We start from the raw sequence: 19,363 nt of genomic DNA, 5'->3' as shown, positions 1-19,363 counted from the left end.
TTTATAGAGTTAATATAACCTAATAAAAGGGTGATGAATTTGAAAAAATATGCAGAAATCATTATAAATAGTGATGCTTTAGATATAGATAAACCCTTTACTTATGAAATACCAGAAGAACTTAAACATGAAATAAAGATAGGACAATGGGTAAAAGTACCTTTTGGAGTTAAAAATTCTCTTGTAGATGGATTTATATTATCTATAAAAGAAGAAGAAATAAAGGGCATTAGAATAAAAAAAATAAAATCCATAGGGGCAATAGAATCACTTTTAAGTGAAAATGATTTAAAGCTTATTTATTTTATAAGGGAAAGTTATTTATGTAAGTATATAGATGCTATAAAGCTTCTTATTCCACAAGGAATATTAAAGGGAACTAAGAATAAGTATAAAATGGTAGTAGCCATTGGAGATAATTCTTTGGATAGTAATACTTTAAATAAATATAAAGATATAATAAGCTTTATAAAAGATAACAATGGAAAATTTAATAAAAGTGAACTTGTGAATTTATATAAATTCTCATTATATAAAATTAATAAATTAGTAAGTGATGGATATTTAAAAATAGAAGAAGAAATAGTATATAGATATAATAATAAAAAATATATCGAATACAGTGAAAGAAAACTTACAGAAGATCAAATTAAGGTTTTAAACCAAATAAAAGATTCTAATAAAAAAATATTCTTACTAAAGGGAGTAACTGGTTCTGGAAAGACAGAAATTTATATGAAGCTTGTAAGTGAAGCTATTTCAAAAGAAAAATCTGCAATAATTTTAGTACCAGAAATATCTCTAACTCCACAAATGATAGAAAGATTTAAAGGAAGATTTGGAAGAGAAGTTGCAGTATTTCATAGTAAGCTATCAGATGGAGAGCGATATGATGAATGGTATAGAGTTAAAGAATGTAAAGCGAAGGTTATAATTGGTGCGAGAAGTGCATTATTTTTACCAGTTTCCAATCTAGGTGTAATAATAATAGATGAGGAACATGAAAATACTTATAAATCAGAACAAAATCCTAGATATGTAACAAGAGAAATAGCAGAATTTTTAAGTGAAGTTAAAGACTGTAAAGTTATATTAGGTTCAGCAACACCATCTATAGAAACTTATTATAGAGCTATTACAGGTGAAATAGAATTATTAGAACTTAATAATAGGGTAGATAATAAACCTATGCCTATAATGGATATAGTAGATATGAGAGAAGAATTGAATAGTGGAAACATATCCATGTTTAGCAGAAAGCTTTTTACAGAAATTAAGGAAGCTTTATACAGAAAAGAGCAAATAATTTTATTCTTGAATAGAAGAGGCTTTTCTACTTTTGTATCCTGTAGAAGTTGCGGGTATGTATTTAAATGTCACAAATGTGACATATCAATGACGTACCATAAAAATGGATATCTTATATGCCATTATTGTGGGTATACTGAAAGGCAACAAAAAATCTGTCCAAAATGTAAAAGTAAATATGTTAAGCATTTTGGAGCTGGAACAGAACGTGTTGAAGAAGAAGTAAAAAAATACTTTAAAGATGCTAGAGTTCTAAGGATGGATGTAGATACTACAAGAAGTAAAAATGCCCATGAGGATATATATAATTTATTTAAAAATAGAAAGGGAGATATCCTTATAGGAACCCAAATGATATCGAAAGGATTAGATTTTGAAAATGTAACATTAGTTGGAATATTAGCTGCAGATATGTCTATAAACATACCAGATTATAGATCTGCTGAGAGAACATTTCAAATAGTTACACAGGTTGCAGGAAGAGCAGGGAGAGGAGCTAAAGAGGGGAAAGTTATTGTTCAAACATATAATCCAGATCATTATAGTTTAAATTATGCTAAAAGTTATAATTATGAAGGATTTTATAATGAAGAATTTACAGCAAGAGGTTTGATGTATTATCCTCCTTTTGGTAAAATACTATTAATAAATGCTTCTTCTAAAAATGAAAAAATATTAATGGATTTTATGGCGTTATTAAAAGATAATTTTGAAAAAATAAAGGATGAATATAATAATGTAGAAATGTTAGGACCAGTTTCGTGTATCATTTCTAAGATTAAAGATAATTATAGATGGCAAATTTTGTTTAAAGGTGAATTATCTTTAGATTTTTGTAAAAAAATTAAAGATAAACTTTATCAATTAAATAAGAATGTATATAATGAAGTAAAAGCAACTATTGATATTAATCCAAATAATTTGACTTAGGAGGTAGAAAAATGGCGATTAGAAATATAAGACAAAATGGAGATGAAGCATTAAGAAAGAAATGTAAGGCTGTTACTAAAATAACACCTAGAACAATAAAATTAATTGAAGATATGGCAGATACTATGTATGAAGCTGATGGAGTTGGGCTGGCAGCACCTCAAGTTGGTATACTTCAAAGAATATTTGTTATAGATGTTTATGATGATTATGGATTAAGAGTATTTATAAATCCAGAAATATTAGAGGTTTCGGGGACTCAAATTGGTGAAGAAGGATGTTTAAGTGTGCCTGGAGAAGCTGCAGATGTTGAGAGACCTAACTATGTAAAAGTAAAAGCACTAAACGAAAAAGGAGAAGAGTTCATCTTAGAAGCAACAGAGCTTTTAGCAAGAGCTATACTTCACGAGAATGATCATCTAAACGGTACTTTATTTATAGATTATTTAAAATAACTAAGGAGGATTAGCATGAAGATAGTATTTATGGGAACCCCAGACTTTGCAGTACCTTCATTAAAAAAAATAATTGATGTTTATGGAGTTGAAAGTGTATTTACTCAACCTGATAAACCAAAAGGTAGAGGTAAAAAAATATCATATTCACCAGTTAAGGAAGTTGCATTAGAAAATAATATTAAAGTTTTTCAACCTACTAAACTAAAAGCTGATAAAGAAGCTTTAGAGTATCTAAAAAATTTAAAACCAGATTTTATAATAGTTGTAGCTTTTGGGCAAATATTGACAAAAGAAGTTTTAGATATTCCAAAGTATGGTTGTATAAATTTACACGCTTCTTTATTACCTATGTATAGAGGAGCAGCCCCATTAAATTGGGCTATAATAAATGGTGAAAAAAAATCAGGAAATACAACAATGTTAATGGATGTAGGACTTGATACAGGAGATATGCTTCTTAAAGATGAGATTGAGATAACTGATAATATGACAGCTGGAGAATTGCATGATTTATTAATGTATAGAGGAGCAGACCTTTTGTTAAATACTATAGATGGTTTATCAAAAGGAACCATAATTCCAGAAAAACAGTGTGAGGAAACCTTTTATGCAAAGATGCTAAATAAAGATTTGGGGAGGATAGATTGGAATAATTCTGCTAAAAACATTCATAACTTAATTAGAGGACTTAATCCATGGCCAATTGCACATACTACTTATGATGATAAATCAATGAAGATATATGAAAGTGAAGTTTTAGTAGAAAGTAGTAATAAAGAGCCAGGAACTATAATAAATGTATCTAAGGAAGGAATGAAAGTTTCAACAAATTTAGGGGTATTGTTAATTAAGAAAATTCAATTTCCAAATGGAAAGCCTTTAACTATAGAACAATATACAAATGGTAATGGACTAGAAATAAATAAAAAACTTATTTAGATTTTACCATAAATAATATAAATCTATATATAAAGGAGAGAAATTTATGTTTTATCCAGGATTTTTATTTGACTCAACTTATTTAATTTTGATACCAGCTATGATAATAGCTTTTTGGGCACAATTTAAAATAGACAGTGCATATAAAAAATATAAAACTGTTAGAACTTTAAGTGGTGTTACTGGTAGTGAGGTTGCAAGAAATATATTAGATGGTGCAGGACTTTTTGATGTAAAAGTTGAAAGATATAGTAAGCACCTTGGTGATCATTATGATCCTTCATTAAGAGTAATAAGGCTTTCACCGGAAGTATATGATAGTGCAACTGTAGCAGCTGCTGGAATAGCAGCTCATGAATGTGGGCATGCAATTCAACATCAAACTCATTATGCTCCTTTAGCTTTAAGGACGAAAATAGCTCCAGTTGTTAATATAGGGAGCTCAATATCAATATATTTATTTATGATAGGTATATTTTTAGGAAATCCATTATTTGCAAAGATAGGTATAATATTTTTTAGTGGAGCTGTAATTTATCAAATTATAACTCTTCCAGTAGAATTTAATGCTTCGACAAGAGCATTAAATATATTAAAAACAAGAACTTTCTTATATGGAGAGGAATTAAAAGGAGCGCAAAAGGTTTTAGATGCAGCTGCAATGACATATGTAGCAGCAACTCTTATGGCTATTTCTCAACTAATAAGATTAATAGCTATAAATAATAGATATAATGATAATTAAGAGGTAGAAGGATGAACAGTAGAAAACTTGCAAGACAAATAGTACAGAGAGTTTTAGAAGAAGGAGCGTATTCAAACCTAGTTCTTTCAAATGAACTCAATACAAGAGATATAGAAGATAAAGATAAAGGACTTATAACAGAAATTGTTTATGGAACTTTAAGAAGAAAAAGAACTTTAGATGTGTTAATAGGAAATTTTGTTAAAGATATTAATTTAATTGATACAACCGTATTAAATATATTAAGAGTAGCTATTTATCAAATGTATTTTTTAGATAAAATACCTGAATATGCAGCATGTAATGAAGCTGTTGAAGAAGCAAAAGAAGTTTCTTTAGAAGCATCTAAACTTGTAAATGGAATTTTAAGAAACTATATAAAAGATGAAAAAGAAATTGTTGTTCCAGGAAACAGAATAGATGAACTTGCTTATAAGTTTTCTTTTCAACCTTGGATGATAAGGCTTTTTATAAAGCAATATGGTGAAGAAAAGACTATGAAATTAATGTCAGGCTTAAATGAGACGCCAAAAGTTACTGTTAGAGTGAATGAATTTAAGGCAGAATATGATGAAGTTTATGAAAAATTAGAAGAGATTGGATATAATATTGAGGAAGGATATGCTTGCCCAGAAGGAATAGCAATAAAGGGTGGAAAAGGAATTGAAGATAATGCACTTTTTAAAGAAGGACTTATTACAGTTCAAGATGAAAGTGCAATGCTTGTAGCACCTTTATTAGATTTAAAAAAAGGAGATAAAGTTTTAGATCTTTGTGCTGCGCCAGGTGGCAAAACAACACATATTGCTGAATTATTAGGCAATACTGGTGAAGTTTTAGCTTTTGATTTACATGAAAATAAACTTTCTCTTATAGAAGAAAATGCAAAGAGATTAGGACTAAATAATATAGTGTGTAAGGCTATGGATGCAACTAAGCTAAATAGTGATTATATAAGCTATGGAGATAAAGTATTAATAGATGTACCTTGTTCAGGACTTGGTATAATAAGAAAGAAACCAGAAATAAAATGGAATAAAACAAGACAACAATTAAAAGATTTAGTTCCAATACAAAGAGAAATAATGGAAAATGCATGGCAATATTTAAAACCTGGTGGAACACTTGTATATTCTACATGTACATTAAATAAAGAAGAAAATGAAGAAAATTTACAATGGTTCTTATCAAAGCATAAAGATGCAGCTGTAGAAAAAGTATATATAGGAAATAATAGTAACTTTATATACAATGCAGATGGAAGCTTAACTATATTGCCAAATGATTCTATGGATGGTTTCTTTATGGGAAAAATAAAGAAAATAAAATAGGTGAAATATGAAAAACATTTTAGATTACAGTTTAGAAGAAGTTTCCTTATGGATGAAGGAAAATGAAGAAAGTGCCTTTAGGGCAAAACAAATTTTTTCGTGGATATATAAATATACTTGGAATTTTGAAGAAATGAAGAATTTACCTAAAAGTTTAATTGATAAACTTAGTAAAAATTTTTATATAGGAATTCCAGAAGTAGTAGAGAAATATGAATCAACTTTAGATGGTACTCAAAAATTATTATTAGCTTTCGATGATGGAAACATCATCGAAAGTGTAATAATGAAATATAAGCATGGTAATTCAATATGTATTTCTACTCAAATTGGATGTAGAATGGGATGTAAATTCTGTGCGTCAACTTTAGAAGGAAGAGTTAGAAACTTAACGGCTGGGGAAATATTATCAGAAGTTATATTAGCTCAAAAGGTATTAGGTGAAAGAATTTCTAATATAGTATTAATGGGAAGTGGAGAGCCTTTAGATAATTATGAAAATGTTACTAAATTTTTAGATTTAGTAAATTCTGATTATGGATTAAATATAGGTCAAAGACACATAACTCTGTCTACTTGTGGGTTAGTACCTAAAATTTATGAACTGGCAGATAAAGGATATGCTATAACACTAGCTATATCATTACATGCATTTAGTGATGAAAAAAGAAGAGAAATAATGCCAATTGCTAATAAATATTCAATAAAGGAAATATTAGAAGCTTGTGATTATTACTTTAATAAAACGGGCAGAAGAATAACCTTTGAATATTCATTAGTATCAGGTATAAATGATGGTAAAGAAGATGCGAAATCTCTTTCAAAATTGTTAAGGGGAAGACAATGTCATGTTAATCTTATACCTGTCAATGAAATAAAAGAAAATACTTTGAAAAGGCCTTCAAAAAAATTATAGAAGATTTTGAAAAAGTATTATCAGAAAGTGGAATTGAAGTTACAGTAAGAAGAGAAATGGGTAATGATATAAATGCTGCTTGCGGTCAATTAAGGAGAAATTTCTTAAAGTCTCAAATTTAGAGGGAGTGGGTATTGGTGATTGGTATAAAAAGTGACGTGGGTAACTTAAGAAACCTAAATGAAGATTATGCAGAATTTTATGAAAATGAAGAATTTAAAATTTATGTAGTAGCAGATGGAATGGGAGGGCATAATGCTGGTGAAGTTGCAAGCAAAACTGCCTCAAAGTCATTAATAAAATACATAAAAGATAATTTTAAAGATGAGAATAGTAGAAATATATTAGAAAAAGCTATTCAACATGCAAATTCAAAGGTGTATAATTTAGCACACTGCAATGAAACCTATAATGGAATGGGAACAACTTTAGTTGCATGTTTAATAACTAAAAATATAACTCAAGTTGCAAATGTTGGTGATAGTTCTTGCTTTGGAATAAAATCAAAGGAAATAACCAAGATAACAAAAGATCATTCTTTAGTTCAAGAACTTTTAGATTGTGGTAGCATCTCAAAGGAACAAGCTATAAATCATCCTCAAAAAAATGTTATAACTAGAGCAATAGGAACAGAAGAAGTTGTAAATATAGATCTATTTAGCATAGAAAAAAATAAATTTGATTATTTCCTTATGTGTAGTGATGGTTTAACAAATGAAATAGGCTTAGAAGAGATTTTATCATTTAAATTAGAAGAAAAAGAATTACAGGATATTTGTGAGGAACTTGTTAATCTAGCTAAATTTAAAGGTGGAAGAGACAATATAACTGTAATGTTATTTGGAGGAGAGGTGTAATATGAATGGAATTATACTAGGTGGCAGATATGAACTTCTTGAAAAAGTAGGGGAAGGCGGAATGTCTGAAGTTTATAAAGCCAAATGTAATAAGCTTAATAGATTTGTAGCAGTAAAAATATTAAAAAAGCAATTTGCAGACAATAAGGAAATATCCCAAAAATTTAAAAGAGAAGCAACTGCCATTGCAAATTTATCAGATACTAATATAGTTAATGTTTTAGATGTAGGTACTCAAGATGATATAGATTATATAGTAATGGAATATATAAGCGGAAAAACTTTGAAGGAGTTAATTAATTATAGTGGAAAGCTTAGTTATAATACAGCTATAAAAATAGCTCTTCAAATAGCTAAAGCTCTGGATTGTGCACATAAGAATAATATAATCCATAGAGATATAAAGCCACAAAATATATTAGTTACTGAATCTGGCGAAGTTAAGGTTACTGATTTTGGTATAGCAAAATCTACAGACTCACAAACAATAACAAATACTACAAGTATTATTGGATCAGCTCATTATCTTTCACCAGAACAAGCAAAAGGAACTTATATTGATTTTAGATCAGATATATATTCTTTTGGAATAGTTTTATATGAGATGGTAACAGGAAGATTACCATTTGAAGGTGATTCGCCAGTTACAGTTGCATTAAAGCATTTGCAAGAAGAGCCTATTCCTCCTAAAAATATAAATTCTGCTATTCCGGATAGTTTAAATAAGTTAATACTTAAAGCTATAGAAAAAGAACCAATAAAGAGATATCAAAATGCTAAAGAAATAATTCAGGACTTACAAAAGATACAAGAAAATCCTGATGTAGTAATAGGCTCTCAAGTTGTAGATAATAGTGATCATACTATAATAATGAGTCCGATTAATAGTCAAAGTCAAAAGACAACTCATATTTCTAAGTTAGAAGATGATTATTATGATGATGAAGACGAAGAATATGATGAAGAATATGACGAAGACGATAAAGAAACTGTTAAGAAAAAAAAGAAAAACAAAAATGGTGTTAAAAAGGCTTTAATTGTAGTCGGAGCAATAATTTTAGTATTAATTTTAGGATCTATAGGATACTTCCTAGCAAATGGAAATAGTAATAAAGAAGTTGAAGTCCCTAATATAGTTGGAAAAACTGTGAATGAAGTTAAATCAGAAGTTGAAGCTTTAGGATTACAGATAAAAGTTAAAAGCACTGAAAAAAGTGATAAACCAGAAAATACTATATTACAAACAGACCCTAAATCAGGAACAAAGGTAAAGAAAGATTCAATAATTAATGTTGTAGTTTCAGCAGGAGAAGAACAAGTAGATATGCCTGATTTTAGAGATTATGAAAAAACAAATATTGAGAAAACATTACAAACTCAAGGATTTACTAATTATACTATTAAGGAAGAATATAGTGATAAAGTAGAAAATGGGTATTTAATTAAACAAAGCCCATCTGCTGGTACTAAAATTAGTAAAAAAACTGAAATAGAAATAATTATAAGTAAAGGACCAGAAGTTAAACTTGTTAATGTACCTAATGTAGTAGGAGAAAAGGAAGCTAAGGGAAAAGAGACGCTAGAAAAGCTTAAGCTTGTAGTAACTATTAATTATGAAATTACCAATGATAAAAGCCAAGATGGTGTAATATTAAAACAATCTGATTCTGATTCTCAACGAACCGAAGGAACCCCAATAACTTTAACAGTAGGAAAGTTTGAGGAAAAAATTATAGATATTGCAGGATTAGGCCTTGAAGCAGGAATGAAGGTAGATGATGCAATAAAAATACTTCTTAGAAATAATATATCTTATAAGATAATTGGTAGTGGAGATATAGTTGAAAGCTTTACTAAAGAAATAAAAGAAGGTCAAACAGTAGAAATAAAAGCAAAAAAATCAGAAAAGCCAGAGAATACTGAAAATCAACAATAGTAATAATGGAAATTAGTTATAAAAATAAAATCAGCATTTAAGCTGATTTTTATTTTTATAAAATTTATTTGCATTTTTTGGTGAAATCTGTTTATTATAAAATATAAAGATTAAATTTTTTTGGAGGAAGTATGGAAGGAAAAATTATAAAAGGAATTGGTGGGTTTTACTATGTTAAAACTAAAGATGATATAATAGAATGTAAAGCGAGAGGAAAGTTTAGGCATAAGGATATGAAGCCTATGGTTGGAGATAATGTAGATATAAATATCTCTAATGGAAAAGGGGTAATTGAAGATATATATGATAGATCCTCGGAATTAATAAGACCTACCGTAGCAAATGTTACTCAAGCTTTTGTAGTATTTGCAGTAAAAAATCCAGATATTAATTTTGACCTTTTAAATAGATTTTTGATACTATGCGAATATAATAATATAAAGGCAATAGTATGCTTAAACAAGGTAGATTTAGCAAGTACAGAAGAAAAGGAAGAAATTAAAAAGAAGATTAATGATATTGGTTATGATGTATTATTCATAAATGCTAAAAAAGGGGAGGGGATTACTCTTCTTAAGGAAAGGTTAAAAAATAATGAAACTGTTTTATGTGGGCCATCAGGTGCAGGAAAATCTACTTTAATAAATACTCTTATAAATAGAACTCATATGGAAACAGGAGTTGTATCAAAGAAAATAGGTAGGGGTAAACATACTACAAGACACAGTGAACTTATAGAAATAGAAGGGGGTTATTTAGTTGATAGCCCGGGATTTTCCAATATAGATATTAGCTTTATGAATAAAGATGAACTTAGATATTGCTTTCCTGAGTTTGAGGAATATAATCATAATTGTAAGTTTAGAGGATGTCTTCACAATAAGGAACCTGAATGCTCAGTAAAGAAGGCATTACAAGAAAATAAAATCAATGAAATAAGATATAATTTTTATATAAGAATATTAGAAGAATTATTAGAGGGGGAAAAATACAAATGGTAAAGATATCACCATCAATATTATCAGCAGACTTTTCAAAATTAGGTGAGGAAATTATAAACGTAGATAAAGCAGGAGCAGATTTTATTCATATAGATGTTATGGATGGAAATTTCGTACCTAACATCAGTATAGGATTACCAGTAATAAAATCAATAAGAAATAAAACAACTAAGATATTCGATGTTCATTTAATGATAGAAAACCCTTCAAGGTATATAGATGATTTCGTAAATGCAGGAGCAGATATAATTACAATACATTATGAAGCGGAAAAACACATAGATAGAGCAATAGAATATATAAAGTCAAAGGGAATTAAAGCTGGTATATCATTAAATCCAGGAACTCCAACCTTTGTTTTGAAAGATATAATAAGTAAATTAGATTTAGTATTAATAATGTCAGTTAACCCAGGCTTTGGAGGACAAAAGTTTATACCATATTCTTTAGATAAAATTAGAGAAGTTAAAGAAATGAGCTCAAAGTTAAATGAAAACTTATTAATAGAAGTAGATGGAGGAGTAGATAAAACAAATGCAAAAGATATAATTAATGCAGGAGCAAATGTTTTAGTTGCTGGTTCAGCAGTATTTGGAGATGGAAAACTTAAAGAAAATATAGAAGTAATAAGAGGAAAATAAAATGAAGGCTTTAATAGTATCAGGAGGAAAAGCACCATCTAAGCATCTGTTGTTAGAATCATATAAAAAAGCAGATATTATAATAGGTGCGGATAAAGGTTGTGAGGTACTATACCAATATAATATATCTCCAAAATACATACTGGGTGATTTTGATTCGGCGGATAATAAGATAATAGCTTGTATGGAAGCCAATGGCTGTAAAAAAATAAAATACAAAAAGGAAAAGGATTTTACAGATACAGAAATTGCATTTAACTTAGCTCTTGAAGAAGGAGCAACAGAAATAATACTTTTAGGAGCAACTGGAACTAGATATGATCATTCATTAAGTAATATTGGACTTATGTTAAAAGGACTAAAGAAATCTATTCATGTTGAAATAGTAGATGATAATAATAGAATTTTTTTATGTGATAAAAGTATGATATTAAGAGGAAATAAAGGGGATATTATATCTTTTCATGCATATTGTGAAATAGTAAAAAATTTTACTATAAAAAATTCTAAATATGATTTATTAAATTATGATCTATCTTTGGGTGATGGTTTAACTACTTCTAATGAATTTGTAGGAAAAAACATAAAAATAACTTTTGATAGTGGAATTATAATGGTTATTTATTCTAAAGATTAAATAAAAAATAATCACTCATTTTGTTTATTTGCATACAATGTATATAAAGAGATGAGTGATTTTTTATGGAGGGAGAATTTATGAAGATAATAGCTATAAAATTACCAAGATTTATTTCAAATTTTATTAGATTTTTTAAAAGGAAAAGATAACTACATATGAAAAATGTATGACAAAATAATTAAATATAAAATAAAAAATGCAATTGTTAAAACCAATTGCATTTTCTATTTGAACTTATATTGCTCTTTGAACCTTACCAGATCTAAGGCATCTTGTACATACATGAACTGTTTTTGGTGTTCCGTTAACTAAAGCCTTTACTCTCTTTATGTTAGGAGCCCAAGTTCTCTTTGATTGACGATGTGAGTGGGAGTATTGAGTTCCAGATACAACCCCTTTATTACAAACTTCGCATCTTCTTGCCACTTGAAAACACCTCCTTATTTGTGAAGATAATTTCTCTTCAATAGGACAGATTAAATTTTAACATAGTAAGCCTTAGAAAAGCAATAGAAAATGAGAAAAAAATGAAAAAACTTTTAAATTAAAAAATATTTATATATATAATGTTATCTTCATATAATAAGCTATGTAAGATTTACTTGAATAATAAATATAAGTAATATAAAATATAGTATAAGGATATTTATAAGGAGGATTCTATATGGTAGGATATTCAAATGAACTTGGAAATATACATTATTCAGACGAAGTGCTTGCAAAAATAGTTGGACTTTCAACTATGGAGTGCTATGGAGTAGTTGGTATGGTTTCTAAGAATGCAACTGAGGGATTATGGGAATTAATGAGAATAGAAAATTTAAGCAAGGGTGTTAAGCTGAAATTTAATGAAGATAAATTAGTTATAGAATTATATGTTATGGTTGAATATGGAACAAAGATTTCTGTAATAGCTAATAACATAATACAAAAGGTACGTTATAGCGTGGAAAACTTTACTGGATTAAAAGTTTCATCTGTTACAGTAAATGTTCAAGCAGTTAGAGTCTAGGAGGTAAAAAGATGAAATATCAGAAAATAAATGGCCATGATTTTTATAACATGGTTGTTAATGCTAGCAACAGATTGTTAGAAGAAAGCGAATACGTTAATGCTTTAAATGTATTCCCTGTTCCAGATGGAGATACAGGAACCAATATGTCAGCTACTTTTAAGGCTGCAGTTAAAGAGATAGAAGGATTAAATTCTATGTCAATTGCTGAAACTTCAAAAAAGCTTGCTAAAGGGGCTTTAATGGGAGCAAGAGGAAACTCAGGAGTAATTCTTTCTCAAATATTAAGAGGTATTTCTAAGGGCCTAGAAGGAAAAAATGAAGTAGACGCTATAGAACTTGCTATAGCTTTTAAGGAAGGTAGTAATGCCGCATATAAGGCTGTTATGAGACCAACAGAAGGCACTATACTTTCTGTTATAAGAGCTGCAGCTGATGCAGCGATAGATACAGATGTAAAAGATATAGTAGATATTATGGACGTTATAGTAACAGAAGCTAAAATAATGTTAGATAAAACACCAGATTTATTACCAGCATTAAAGAAAGCTAAGGTTGTAGATTCAGGTGGAATGGGACTATATATTATTCTTAAAGGAATGTATGATGCCTTAAGAGATGATATTAAGGCTGAAATAAGGGATATTAAACCAGCAACTGCTAAAATGCAAGGTGCTCAAGGTACAGAAGATATAGATATTAAATTTGGTTATTGTACTGAATTTATAATTTTAGCAGATGCTAGTAAAGCTGAAAAATTTAGAGATGATATAACTCCTATGGGAGACTCACAAGTTGTAGTTGGATATGAAGATGTTATAAAGGTACATATTCATACAAATGACCCAGGAGCTGTTTTAGCAAAGGCTGTTAAATTAGGAGAATTATCAAAAATAAAAATAGATAATATGAGAGAAGAGCATAGGGAAGTACTTTTAAGCAAAGAAGAATATAAAGAAGCTAACATAGATGATTCAGCTCACTTTGAAGGTGAAGCAGCAGTTGAAGAGTTAGAACAGGAAAAGAAGAAATATGCATTTGTGGCAGTTGCAATGGGTGAAGGTATAACTAATATATTCAAGGATTTAGGTGTTGACTATGTTATAGAAGGTGGCCAAACAATGAACCCTTCAACTCAAGATATAATGGAATGTGTATCTAAATTAAATGCTGAACATATTTTTGTTTTACCAAATAATAAAAATATAATAATGTCAGCAAATCAAGCAGCTGAAATTGCAGATAAAGATGTCAGGGTAATACCAACAACTACAATACCTCAAGGAATAACATGTGTTACAATGTTTAATCCAGAACTAGAAGTTGATGAAAATGTAGAAAATCTTAAAGAAGCAAGAGAAATGGTTAAGACAGGTTCTGTAACTTATGCAGTAAGAGATACAGAAATGGATGGAATAGAAATAAAAGAAGGAAATATTCTTGGTTTGATTGAAGGTAAAATAAAGAGAGTTGGAGAATCTTATTTTGATATTACAGAAGAAATACTTTCTGATATGATTGACGAAGACAGTGAACTTATAACAATTTTCTATGGTGAAGATGTAACAGAAGAAGAAGCAGAAGAATTTGCAGAGAAAATAGAAGAAAAGTATGAAGAGTTAGATGTTCAATGCTATAAAGGAGCACAGCCTCTTTATTATTTCTTAGTATCAGTAGAATAATAAAAAAGCGCAAGTTTTTACTTTATTTACATAAGTAGAAACTTGTGCTTTAATATTTAGTGAATTAAAATTTTGAGGGTGAGCAAATGAATATATCCATGGAAATATCTACTCTAAAAGGAGTAGGACCAAAGCTTAGTGAAAAGCTTAATAGATGCGGAATTTTTACTATATATGATTTACTGCTATATTTCCCAAGAGATTATGAATTTATAAGAAGTGATATAGATTTTAATGAAATAGATGGTGAAGAAAAACAAATTTTAAGCTGTAGAGTAATAGGGTATGATAGAGATATAAAAACCAAAACAGGGAAAATTATAACAACAATAAAGTTTGATTATAAAGGACACATTGTTGTTGGAAAATGGTTCAATCAAAGATATATAAAAAATTCTTATAGATTAAATGAATCTTATGAGTTAGTTGGGAAATTTAAAAAAGTAGGTAACTTATTAGAAGTTATAAACCCTATTATCGGATGTAGAGACGCGAAGAAAAGTGAAATAATACCTAAATATCCTTTGAAAGGTGATTTAAGTGATAAAATAATTACTAAGCTTATAAATCAAATATTAGATGAGATAGTTATAACAGATAATTTACCAGAAATAATGCTAGAAAAGTATAATATGATAGGATTGGATAGAGCAATAAGAGAAATTCATTTTCCAAAAGATAAAAATGAATTAGATAAAGCACTAGTAAGATTAAAGTTTCAAGAGCTATTTACATATTCAATGAAACTTTTATTACTAAAAAATAATCTTAGAAACAAAAATGGGATTTCATTTTATTGGCATAAGCAATTGACGAATTTAAAAGAAGCATTACCATTTAAGTTAACAGAGGCACAGACTAAAGTTGTTAGAGAAATATTAAGGAATCAAAAAAGTAATTATCCAATGAATAGACTTGTTCAAGGTGATGTTGGTAGTGGTAAAACTATAGTTGCAATAATAGCAATGTTTAATGTTATAAAAAATGGATTTCAAGCATCTCTAATGGCTCCAACAGAAATACTTGCAAATCAACATTATAAAGAAACTTTGAAAATATTAGAAGCTTTTGATGTAGAAGTTGAATTATTAACTGGGAGTACTAGCTTAAAAGAAAAGAAACGAATAAAAGAGAGAATTTCCACAGGCGAACCGATTATAGTAATAGGAACACATGCATTAATACAAGAGGATGTAGATTTTACTAATTTAGGCCTTGTTATTACAGATGAGCAACATAGATTTGGCGTTGAGCAAAGAAATAAACTTATAAACAAAGGAAGACGACCAGATGTTTTAGTTATGACAGCAACCCCTATCCCTAGAACTTTAGCTTTATATATGTACTCAGACTTAGATGTTTCAATTATTGATAAGCTACCTCCAGGAAGAAAAAAGATAGCTACAAAATTCTATTCTGAAAATGATAGAATGTTAGCTTATAAACTAGCCTTAGATGAAATAAGAAAAGGAAGGCAAGTTTATATAGTTTGTCCATTAATTGAAGAAAATGAAAAAATGGAATTGAATTCAGTTGAAAAACTTTATGAAGAATTAAAAGACGATGTATTTAAAAATGTAAGTATAGAAATATTACATGGCAAAATGAAGCCAAAAGAAAAAGACGAACTTATAAATTTGTTTAAGGAAGATAAAATTAAAGTTATTATCTCAACTACTGTAATTGAAGTTGGAGTAAATGTACCAAATGCTTCAATGATGATAATAGAAAATTCGGAGAGATTTGGTTTAGCACAGCTTCATCAGCTAAGAGGAAGGGTAGGAAGAGGAGAGTATGAATCTTATTGTATTCTTATTGGAAATGCAAAAAATCAAAAAACAAAAAAAAGAATGGAAATAATGGTAGAATCAACAGATGGATTTTATATATCTGAGCAAGATTTAAAGCTCAGAGGAGCAGGTGAGATGTTTGGTATAAGACAAAGTGGAGATATAGGGCTTGTTCTTGCAGATATATATGAAGATATAGATATATTAAAATGTGCAAGATATGAAGCTAATAATTTAATTAGTTCTAATGAAATAGAACATGTAAAATTGTGTAGAGAAATATCAAACTCTATTGAAAGATATAGTCGATATATTTGTTTTAATTAAAAAAATTGTATATGAATAAATATTGTGATAAAATTGAAATGATAGTACCTAAGGAGGAAACTAAATGAGAATAATAGCAGGTAAAGCAAGAGGGAAAAAATTAATACCTCCAGCTACCATGGAAACTAGACCAACTTTAGACAGAGTAAAAGAAGCTATGTTTAGTATAATTCAAGGATACATACCGGATGCTGTGGCTATAGATGTGTTTGCAGGAACAGGAAGTCTTGGTTTAGAAGCAGCAAGCAGAGGGGCAAAGGAAGTTTATTTAATTGACAAAAGTAATACTACATTTCCTTTGTTAAAGCAAAATGTTAAGAGTTTAAAGTTTGAAGATTTCTGTGTTCCATTAAATATGGATTCATATGATGCTTTAAAGATGTTAAGCAATAAAGGAATAACTTTTGATATTATATTTATAGATCCACCTTATTGTAAGGAAATGATTCCAGAAGCAATCAAAATAGTAAAAGAAAATAATATGCTGAAGGAAAATGGAATAATAGTTACAAAAATAGATTCTATAGAGGAAATATACGAAGGATATAAAGATATAAAATTATTACAAAGTAGAAAATATGGAAATACAACAGTATGTTTTTATAAATATGAGGAGTAAATAAAAAGGTGATAGATATGAATATAGCAGTATATCCAGGGAGTTTCGATCCTATTACTAAAGGACATTTAGATATTATAACTAGAGGTTCTAAGATTTATGATAAACTTATAGTTGCAGTATTAGTAAATGTAGATAAAAAGTGTTTATTTAATATTGAAGAGAGAGTTGAGTTAATTAAAAAAGTTACTAAGAATTTAAAAAACGTAGAAGTATTAAGTTTTGAAGGATTATTAGTGGATTTTGCAAAGATACATAATTCAAAGGTTATATTAAAGGGTCTTAGAACAATATCAGATTTTGAATATGAATTTCAAATGGCACTTATGAATTCGAAATTAAATCCAGATATAGAGACGGTTTTTATGATGACTTCCTCAGCGTATTCTTATGTGAGTTCATCTTCAGTAAAGCAAGTTGCTAAATTTGGTGGAAATATTGAAGGGCTTGTACCTAACGAATTAATATCAGAAATTATAGATAAGTTTTAAATTGTTTTATCGAGGGGGAAAAGGTATGGAGAAGACAGAAGTTAATATAATAGAACTTTTGGAGTATTTGGAAGAACTTATAGAAACAGCACCTAAGGTACCTATAACAGGTAAAAGTGTAGTAGATAAAAAGGAATTTTTAGAAGTAATAGATCAAGTAATAAATTATCTTCCAGATCAATTAAAAAAAGCACAATGGGTAATGACTGAAAAAGATAGAATACTTGGAGATGCTCAAAAAGAGTATGAATCAACTAAAAGTGAAATTTTAGAAATGATGAAACAAAAAGTTGAAAATCATGATGTAGTGAAGGAAGCTAAAATAAGAGCTAATGAAATAATTGCCCTAGCACAAAGAGATGCTAAGGCAATTAGAATTGGATCTAGAGAGTATTCAACAGAAATTTTATCTCAATTAGATCGAGAAATTGAAGAAAAAAGAAATATTCTAATTGAAAATATGCAAAAATCCTTTGAAATAGCAGCAAAAGAGATAGATGAAAAACTAAGTAGCACAGGGTCAAAAATAAAGGAAAATATTTCAGAGTTAAGAGGAATGTAATTTCTTCTTAAAACTTTTTAGAGTTATAGATATTAATAGTGTTAATAGAAAAAACAATAGTATAGGAATAAAATATTTATAAAGTGTATAAATATTATAATTTTCATTTGTAATAATATTTGAAGTTGGAACTGAGGTTAAAAGTATATTACTTGAAATAAAAGTTATTATAAAACTTAGTAATCCTTGTATAAACTTATAAAATATATATTTCTTCATATTAGGACTACTTTTACTTACTATAGAGCTTACTTGAGCTATAACAGATAAGCTTGAAAATGATAAAATAAAGCTCATCATGCTTAATTTTAAATTCATAGATATATTAGAATTAGAGATTAATTTACATCCATTTGTAAATTCAATACTTCCTAAAAAAAGATTATATAACGTTCCAACAGGCAAGTTAATTAAGTCTTCTAAATATTTAAAAGCAATGCTTATATAAGTGTTGCTTTTTATTATACTTATTAGTACTGAAAATATTATAACAAAAGCTCCTACATTTATAGTTGTAGCAACTGCATTTTCAATGGAATTTTTTAGATTAATACCAAAGGGAAGTTCTTTATAAGTATTATTTAAATTTGAATAAGAAACTTTAAATTTTAAATTTCTTCTTGTTAAAAAACCTACAATAATTATAGAAAAATAATTAGCTATTAATAAAATATACCCGAGTTTTACATCATATAACATAGCAGTTGCAACTGCTCCTAAAATAAAAATTGGCCCTGCATTAGATGCTATATTTAAAAGTCTTTCATATTCACTTTTATGTATATATCCAAGCTCATAAATGTCAGAAGAGTATTTTGCTCCTAATGGATAACCACATATAAAACTTGCAGCCAAGGGAAAAGAGCAATTTCTAGAGAGACCTAGAGGTTTACAAATTAAAGGCCCAAGAATTTTAGAATAAAGGGTTATTCCATCATAGTAGATTAATAAGTTGCATATGACACTAAATGGAAAAATTGTTGGTAATATTGCTGTGATAACAAGTTTTGTACCATTTATAGCAGCTGAAATACTAACCTCTAGATTTATTACAAATATAATTATAAATATAGTAATTGCGAAACAAATAAGATAATTTTTCTTAATATCTAAAAGTTTTAAAAGTAATGCTACTAGAAAAAAAATTAAAAGCCATAAAATAAAAATACTAAACATAA

The 19,363-nt window shown here is 28.4% G+C and carries 18 protein-coding genes and 1 pseudogene; 17 read left to right on the top strand and 2 right to left on the bottom strand.

The window, feature by feature from the left end:
* Nucleotides 1-39: 39 nt before the first annotated feature.
* The 11 genes and pseudogenes from priA (at nucleotide 40) to A500_RS04565 (ending at nucleotide 11,699) form a co-directional block, all read left to right on the top strand.
* Nucleotides 40-2,238 carry a primosomal protein N' gene (priA, locus tag A500_RS04615; RefSeq protein ID WP_016206424.1) on the top strand — a complete coding sequence of 733 codons (2,199 nt, stop codon included), beginning with the start codon at nucleotides 40-42 and terminating at the stop codon, nucleotides 2,236-2,238.
* Nucleotides 2,239-2,249: 11 nt separating this feature from the next.
* On the top strand, nucleotides 2,250-2,693 hold the full coding sequence (gene def, locus A500_RS04610) for a peptide deformylase (protein WP_016206423.1): 444 nt from the start codon (nucleotides 2,250-2,252) through the stop codon (nucleotides 2,691-2,693).
* 15 nt (nucleotides 2,694-2,708) lie between these two features.
* Entirely contained in the window at nucleotides 2,709-3,635 is a 927-nt protein-coding gene (gene fmt / locus A500_RS04605) for a methionyl-tRNA formyltransferase (RefSeq protein WP_016206422.1), read from the top strand.
* 46 nt (nucleotides 3,636-3,681) lie between these two features.
* Nucleotides 3,682-4,380, top strand: coding sequence for a zinc metallopeptidase (locus A500_RS04600; protein WP_016206421.1), 699 nt, complete (start codon nucleotides 3,682-3,684; stop codon nucleotides 4,378-4,380).
* A gap of 11 nt (nucleotides 4,381-4,391) precedes the next feature.
* Nucleotides 4,392-5,711: a 16S rRNA (cytosine(967)-C(5))-methyltransferase RsmB gene (rsmB, locus tag A500_RS04595; protein ID WP_016206420.1), complete on the top strand. Its 1,320-nt coding sequence runs from the start codon at nucleotides 4,392-4,394 to the stop codon at nucleotides 5,709-5,711.
* Between the two features lie 7 nt (nucleotides 5,712-5,718).
* Nucleotides 5,719-6,749: pseudogene (rlmN, locus tag A500_RS04590) on the top strand (dual-specificity RNA methyltransferase RlmN).
* A gap of 15 nt (nucleotides 6,750-6,764) precedes the next feature.
* The gene (locus tag A500_RS04585) at nucleotides 6,765-7,484 is read left to right on the top strand and encodes a Stp1/IreP family PP2C-type Ser/Thr phosphatase (protein ID WP_016206418.1); all 720 of its coding nucleotides are present in this window, start codon (nucleotides 6,765-6,767) and stop codon (nucleotides 7,482-7,484) included.
* 1 nt (nucleotide 7,485) lies between these two features.
* Nucleotides 7,486-9,420, top strand: a complete 1,935-nt coding sequence (gene pknB, locus A500_RS04580; RefSeq protein ID WP_016206417.1) for a Stk1 family PASTA domain-containing Ser/Thr kinase — start codon at nucleotides 7,486-7,488, stop codon at nucleotides 9,418-9,420.
* A gap of 131 nt (nucleotides 9,421-9,551) precedes the next feature.
* Nucleotides 9,552-10,421 carry a ribosome small subunit-dependent GTPase A gene (gene rsgA / locus A500_RS04575; protein WP_016206416.1) on the top strand — a complete coding sequence of 290 codons (870 nt, stop codon included), beginning with the start codon at nucleotides 9,552-9,554 and terminating at the stop codon, nucleotides 10,419-10,421.
* Nucleotides 10,415-11,062, top strand: coding sequence for a ribulose-phosphate 3-epimerase (gene rpe, locus A500_RS04570; protein ID WP_016206415.1), 648 nt, complete (start codon nucleotides 10,415-10,417; stop codon nucleotides 11,060-11,062). Before rsgA ends, rpe begins: the two co-directional genes overlap by 7 nt.
* Before the next feature lies 1 nt (nucleotide 11,063).
* Nucleotides 11,064-11,699 (top strand): thiamine diphosphokinase, encoded by a 636-nt coding sequence (locus A500_RS04565; RefSeq protein ID WP_016206414.1) that lies wholly within the window; start codon nucleotides 11,064-11,066, stop codon nucleotides 11,697-11,699.
* Nucleotides 11,700-11,936: 237 nt separating this feature from the next.
* On the opposite strand, the gene rpmB is transcribed toward A500_RS04565, so the two are convergent.
* Nucleotides 11,937-12,128: a 50S ribosomal protein L28 gene (rpmB, locus tag A500_RS04560; protein ID WP_008678335.1), complete on the bottom strand. Its 192-nt coding sequence runs from the start codon at nucleotides 12,126-12,128 to the stop codon at nucleotides 11,937-11,939.
* A 238-nt stretch (nucleotides 12,129-12,366) separates the two neighbouring features.
* Between rpmB and A500_RS04555 the strand changes: the two genes are divergently transcribed.
* From A500_RS04555 to A500_RS04530, 6 genes are all read left to right on the top strand, one after another.
* On the top strand, nucleotides 12,367-12,714 hold the full coding sequence (locus A500_RS04555; RefSeq protein ID WP_016206413.1) for an Asp23/Gls24 family envelope stress response protein: 348 nt from the start codon (nucleotides 12,367-12,369) through the stop codon (nucleotides 12,712-12,714).
* Nucleotides 12,715-12,725: 11 nt separating this feature from the next.
* The gene (locus A500_RS04550; RefSeq protein ID WP_016206412.1) at nucleotides 12,726-14,396 is read left to right on the top strand and encodes a DAK2 domain-containing protein; all 1,671 of its coding nucleotides are present in this window, start codon (nucleotides 12,726-12,728) and stop codon (nucleotides 14,394-14,396) included.
* 86 nt (nucleotides 14,397-14,482) lie between these two features.
* Nucleotides 14,483-16,513 (top strand): ATP-dependent DNA helicase RecG, encoded by a 2,031-nt coding sequence (recG, locus tag A500_RS04545; RefSeq protein WP_016206411.1) that lies wholly within the window; start codon nucleotides 14,483-14,485, stop codon nucleotides 16,511-16,513.
* A gap of 64 nt (nucleotides 16,514-16,577) precedes the next feature.
* On the top strand, nucleotides 16,578-17,132 hold the full coding sequence (gene rsmD / locus A500_RS04540; RefSeq protein ID WP_016206410.1) for a 16S rRNA (guanine(966)-N(2))-methyltransferase RsmD: 555 nt from the start codon (nucleotides 16,578-16,580) through the stop codon (nucleotides 17,130-17,132).
* A gap of 17 nt (nucleotides 17,133-17,149) precedes the next feature.
* Nucleotides 17,150-17,623 (top strand): pantetheine-phosphate adenylyltransferase, encoded by a 474-nt coding sequence (coaD, locus tag A500_RS04535; protein WP_016206409.1) that lies wholly within the window; start codon nucleotides 17,150-17,152, stop codon nucleotides 17,621-17,623.
* A 25-nt stretch (nucleotides 17,624-17,648) separates the two neighbouring features.
* Nucleotides 17,649-18,185, top strand: a complete 537-nt coding sequence (locus A500_RS04530; RefSeq protein WP_016206408.1) for a hypothetical protein — start codon at nucleotides 17,649-17,651, stop codon at nucleotides 18,183-18,185.
* Here the strand turns inward: A500_RS04530 and ylbJ are convergent.
* Nucleotides 18,171-19,361, bottom strand: a complete 1,191-nt coding sequence (gene ylbJ, locus A500_RS04525) for a sporulation integral membrane protein YlbJ (RefSeq protein ID WP_016206407.1) — start codon at nucleotides 19,359-19,361, stop codon at nucleotides 18,171-18,173. The genes A500_RS04530 and ylbJ overlap by 15 nt on opposite strands.
* Nucleotides 19,362-19,363 lie beyond the last annotated feature (2 nt).

The sequence above is a fragment of the Clostridium sartagoforme AAU1 genome, from assembly GCF_000401215.1.
Taxonomy (GTDB): Bacteria; Bacillota; Clostridia; order Clostridiales; family Clostridiaceae; genus Clostridium; species Clostridium sartagoforme.
The sequence above is the reverse complement of the archived record's forward strand: the minus strand, read 5'-3'. Positions and strand labels throughout refer to the sequence as shown.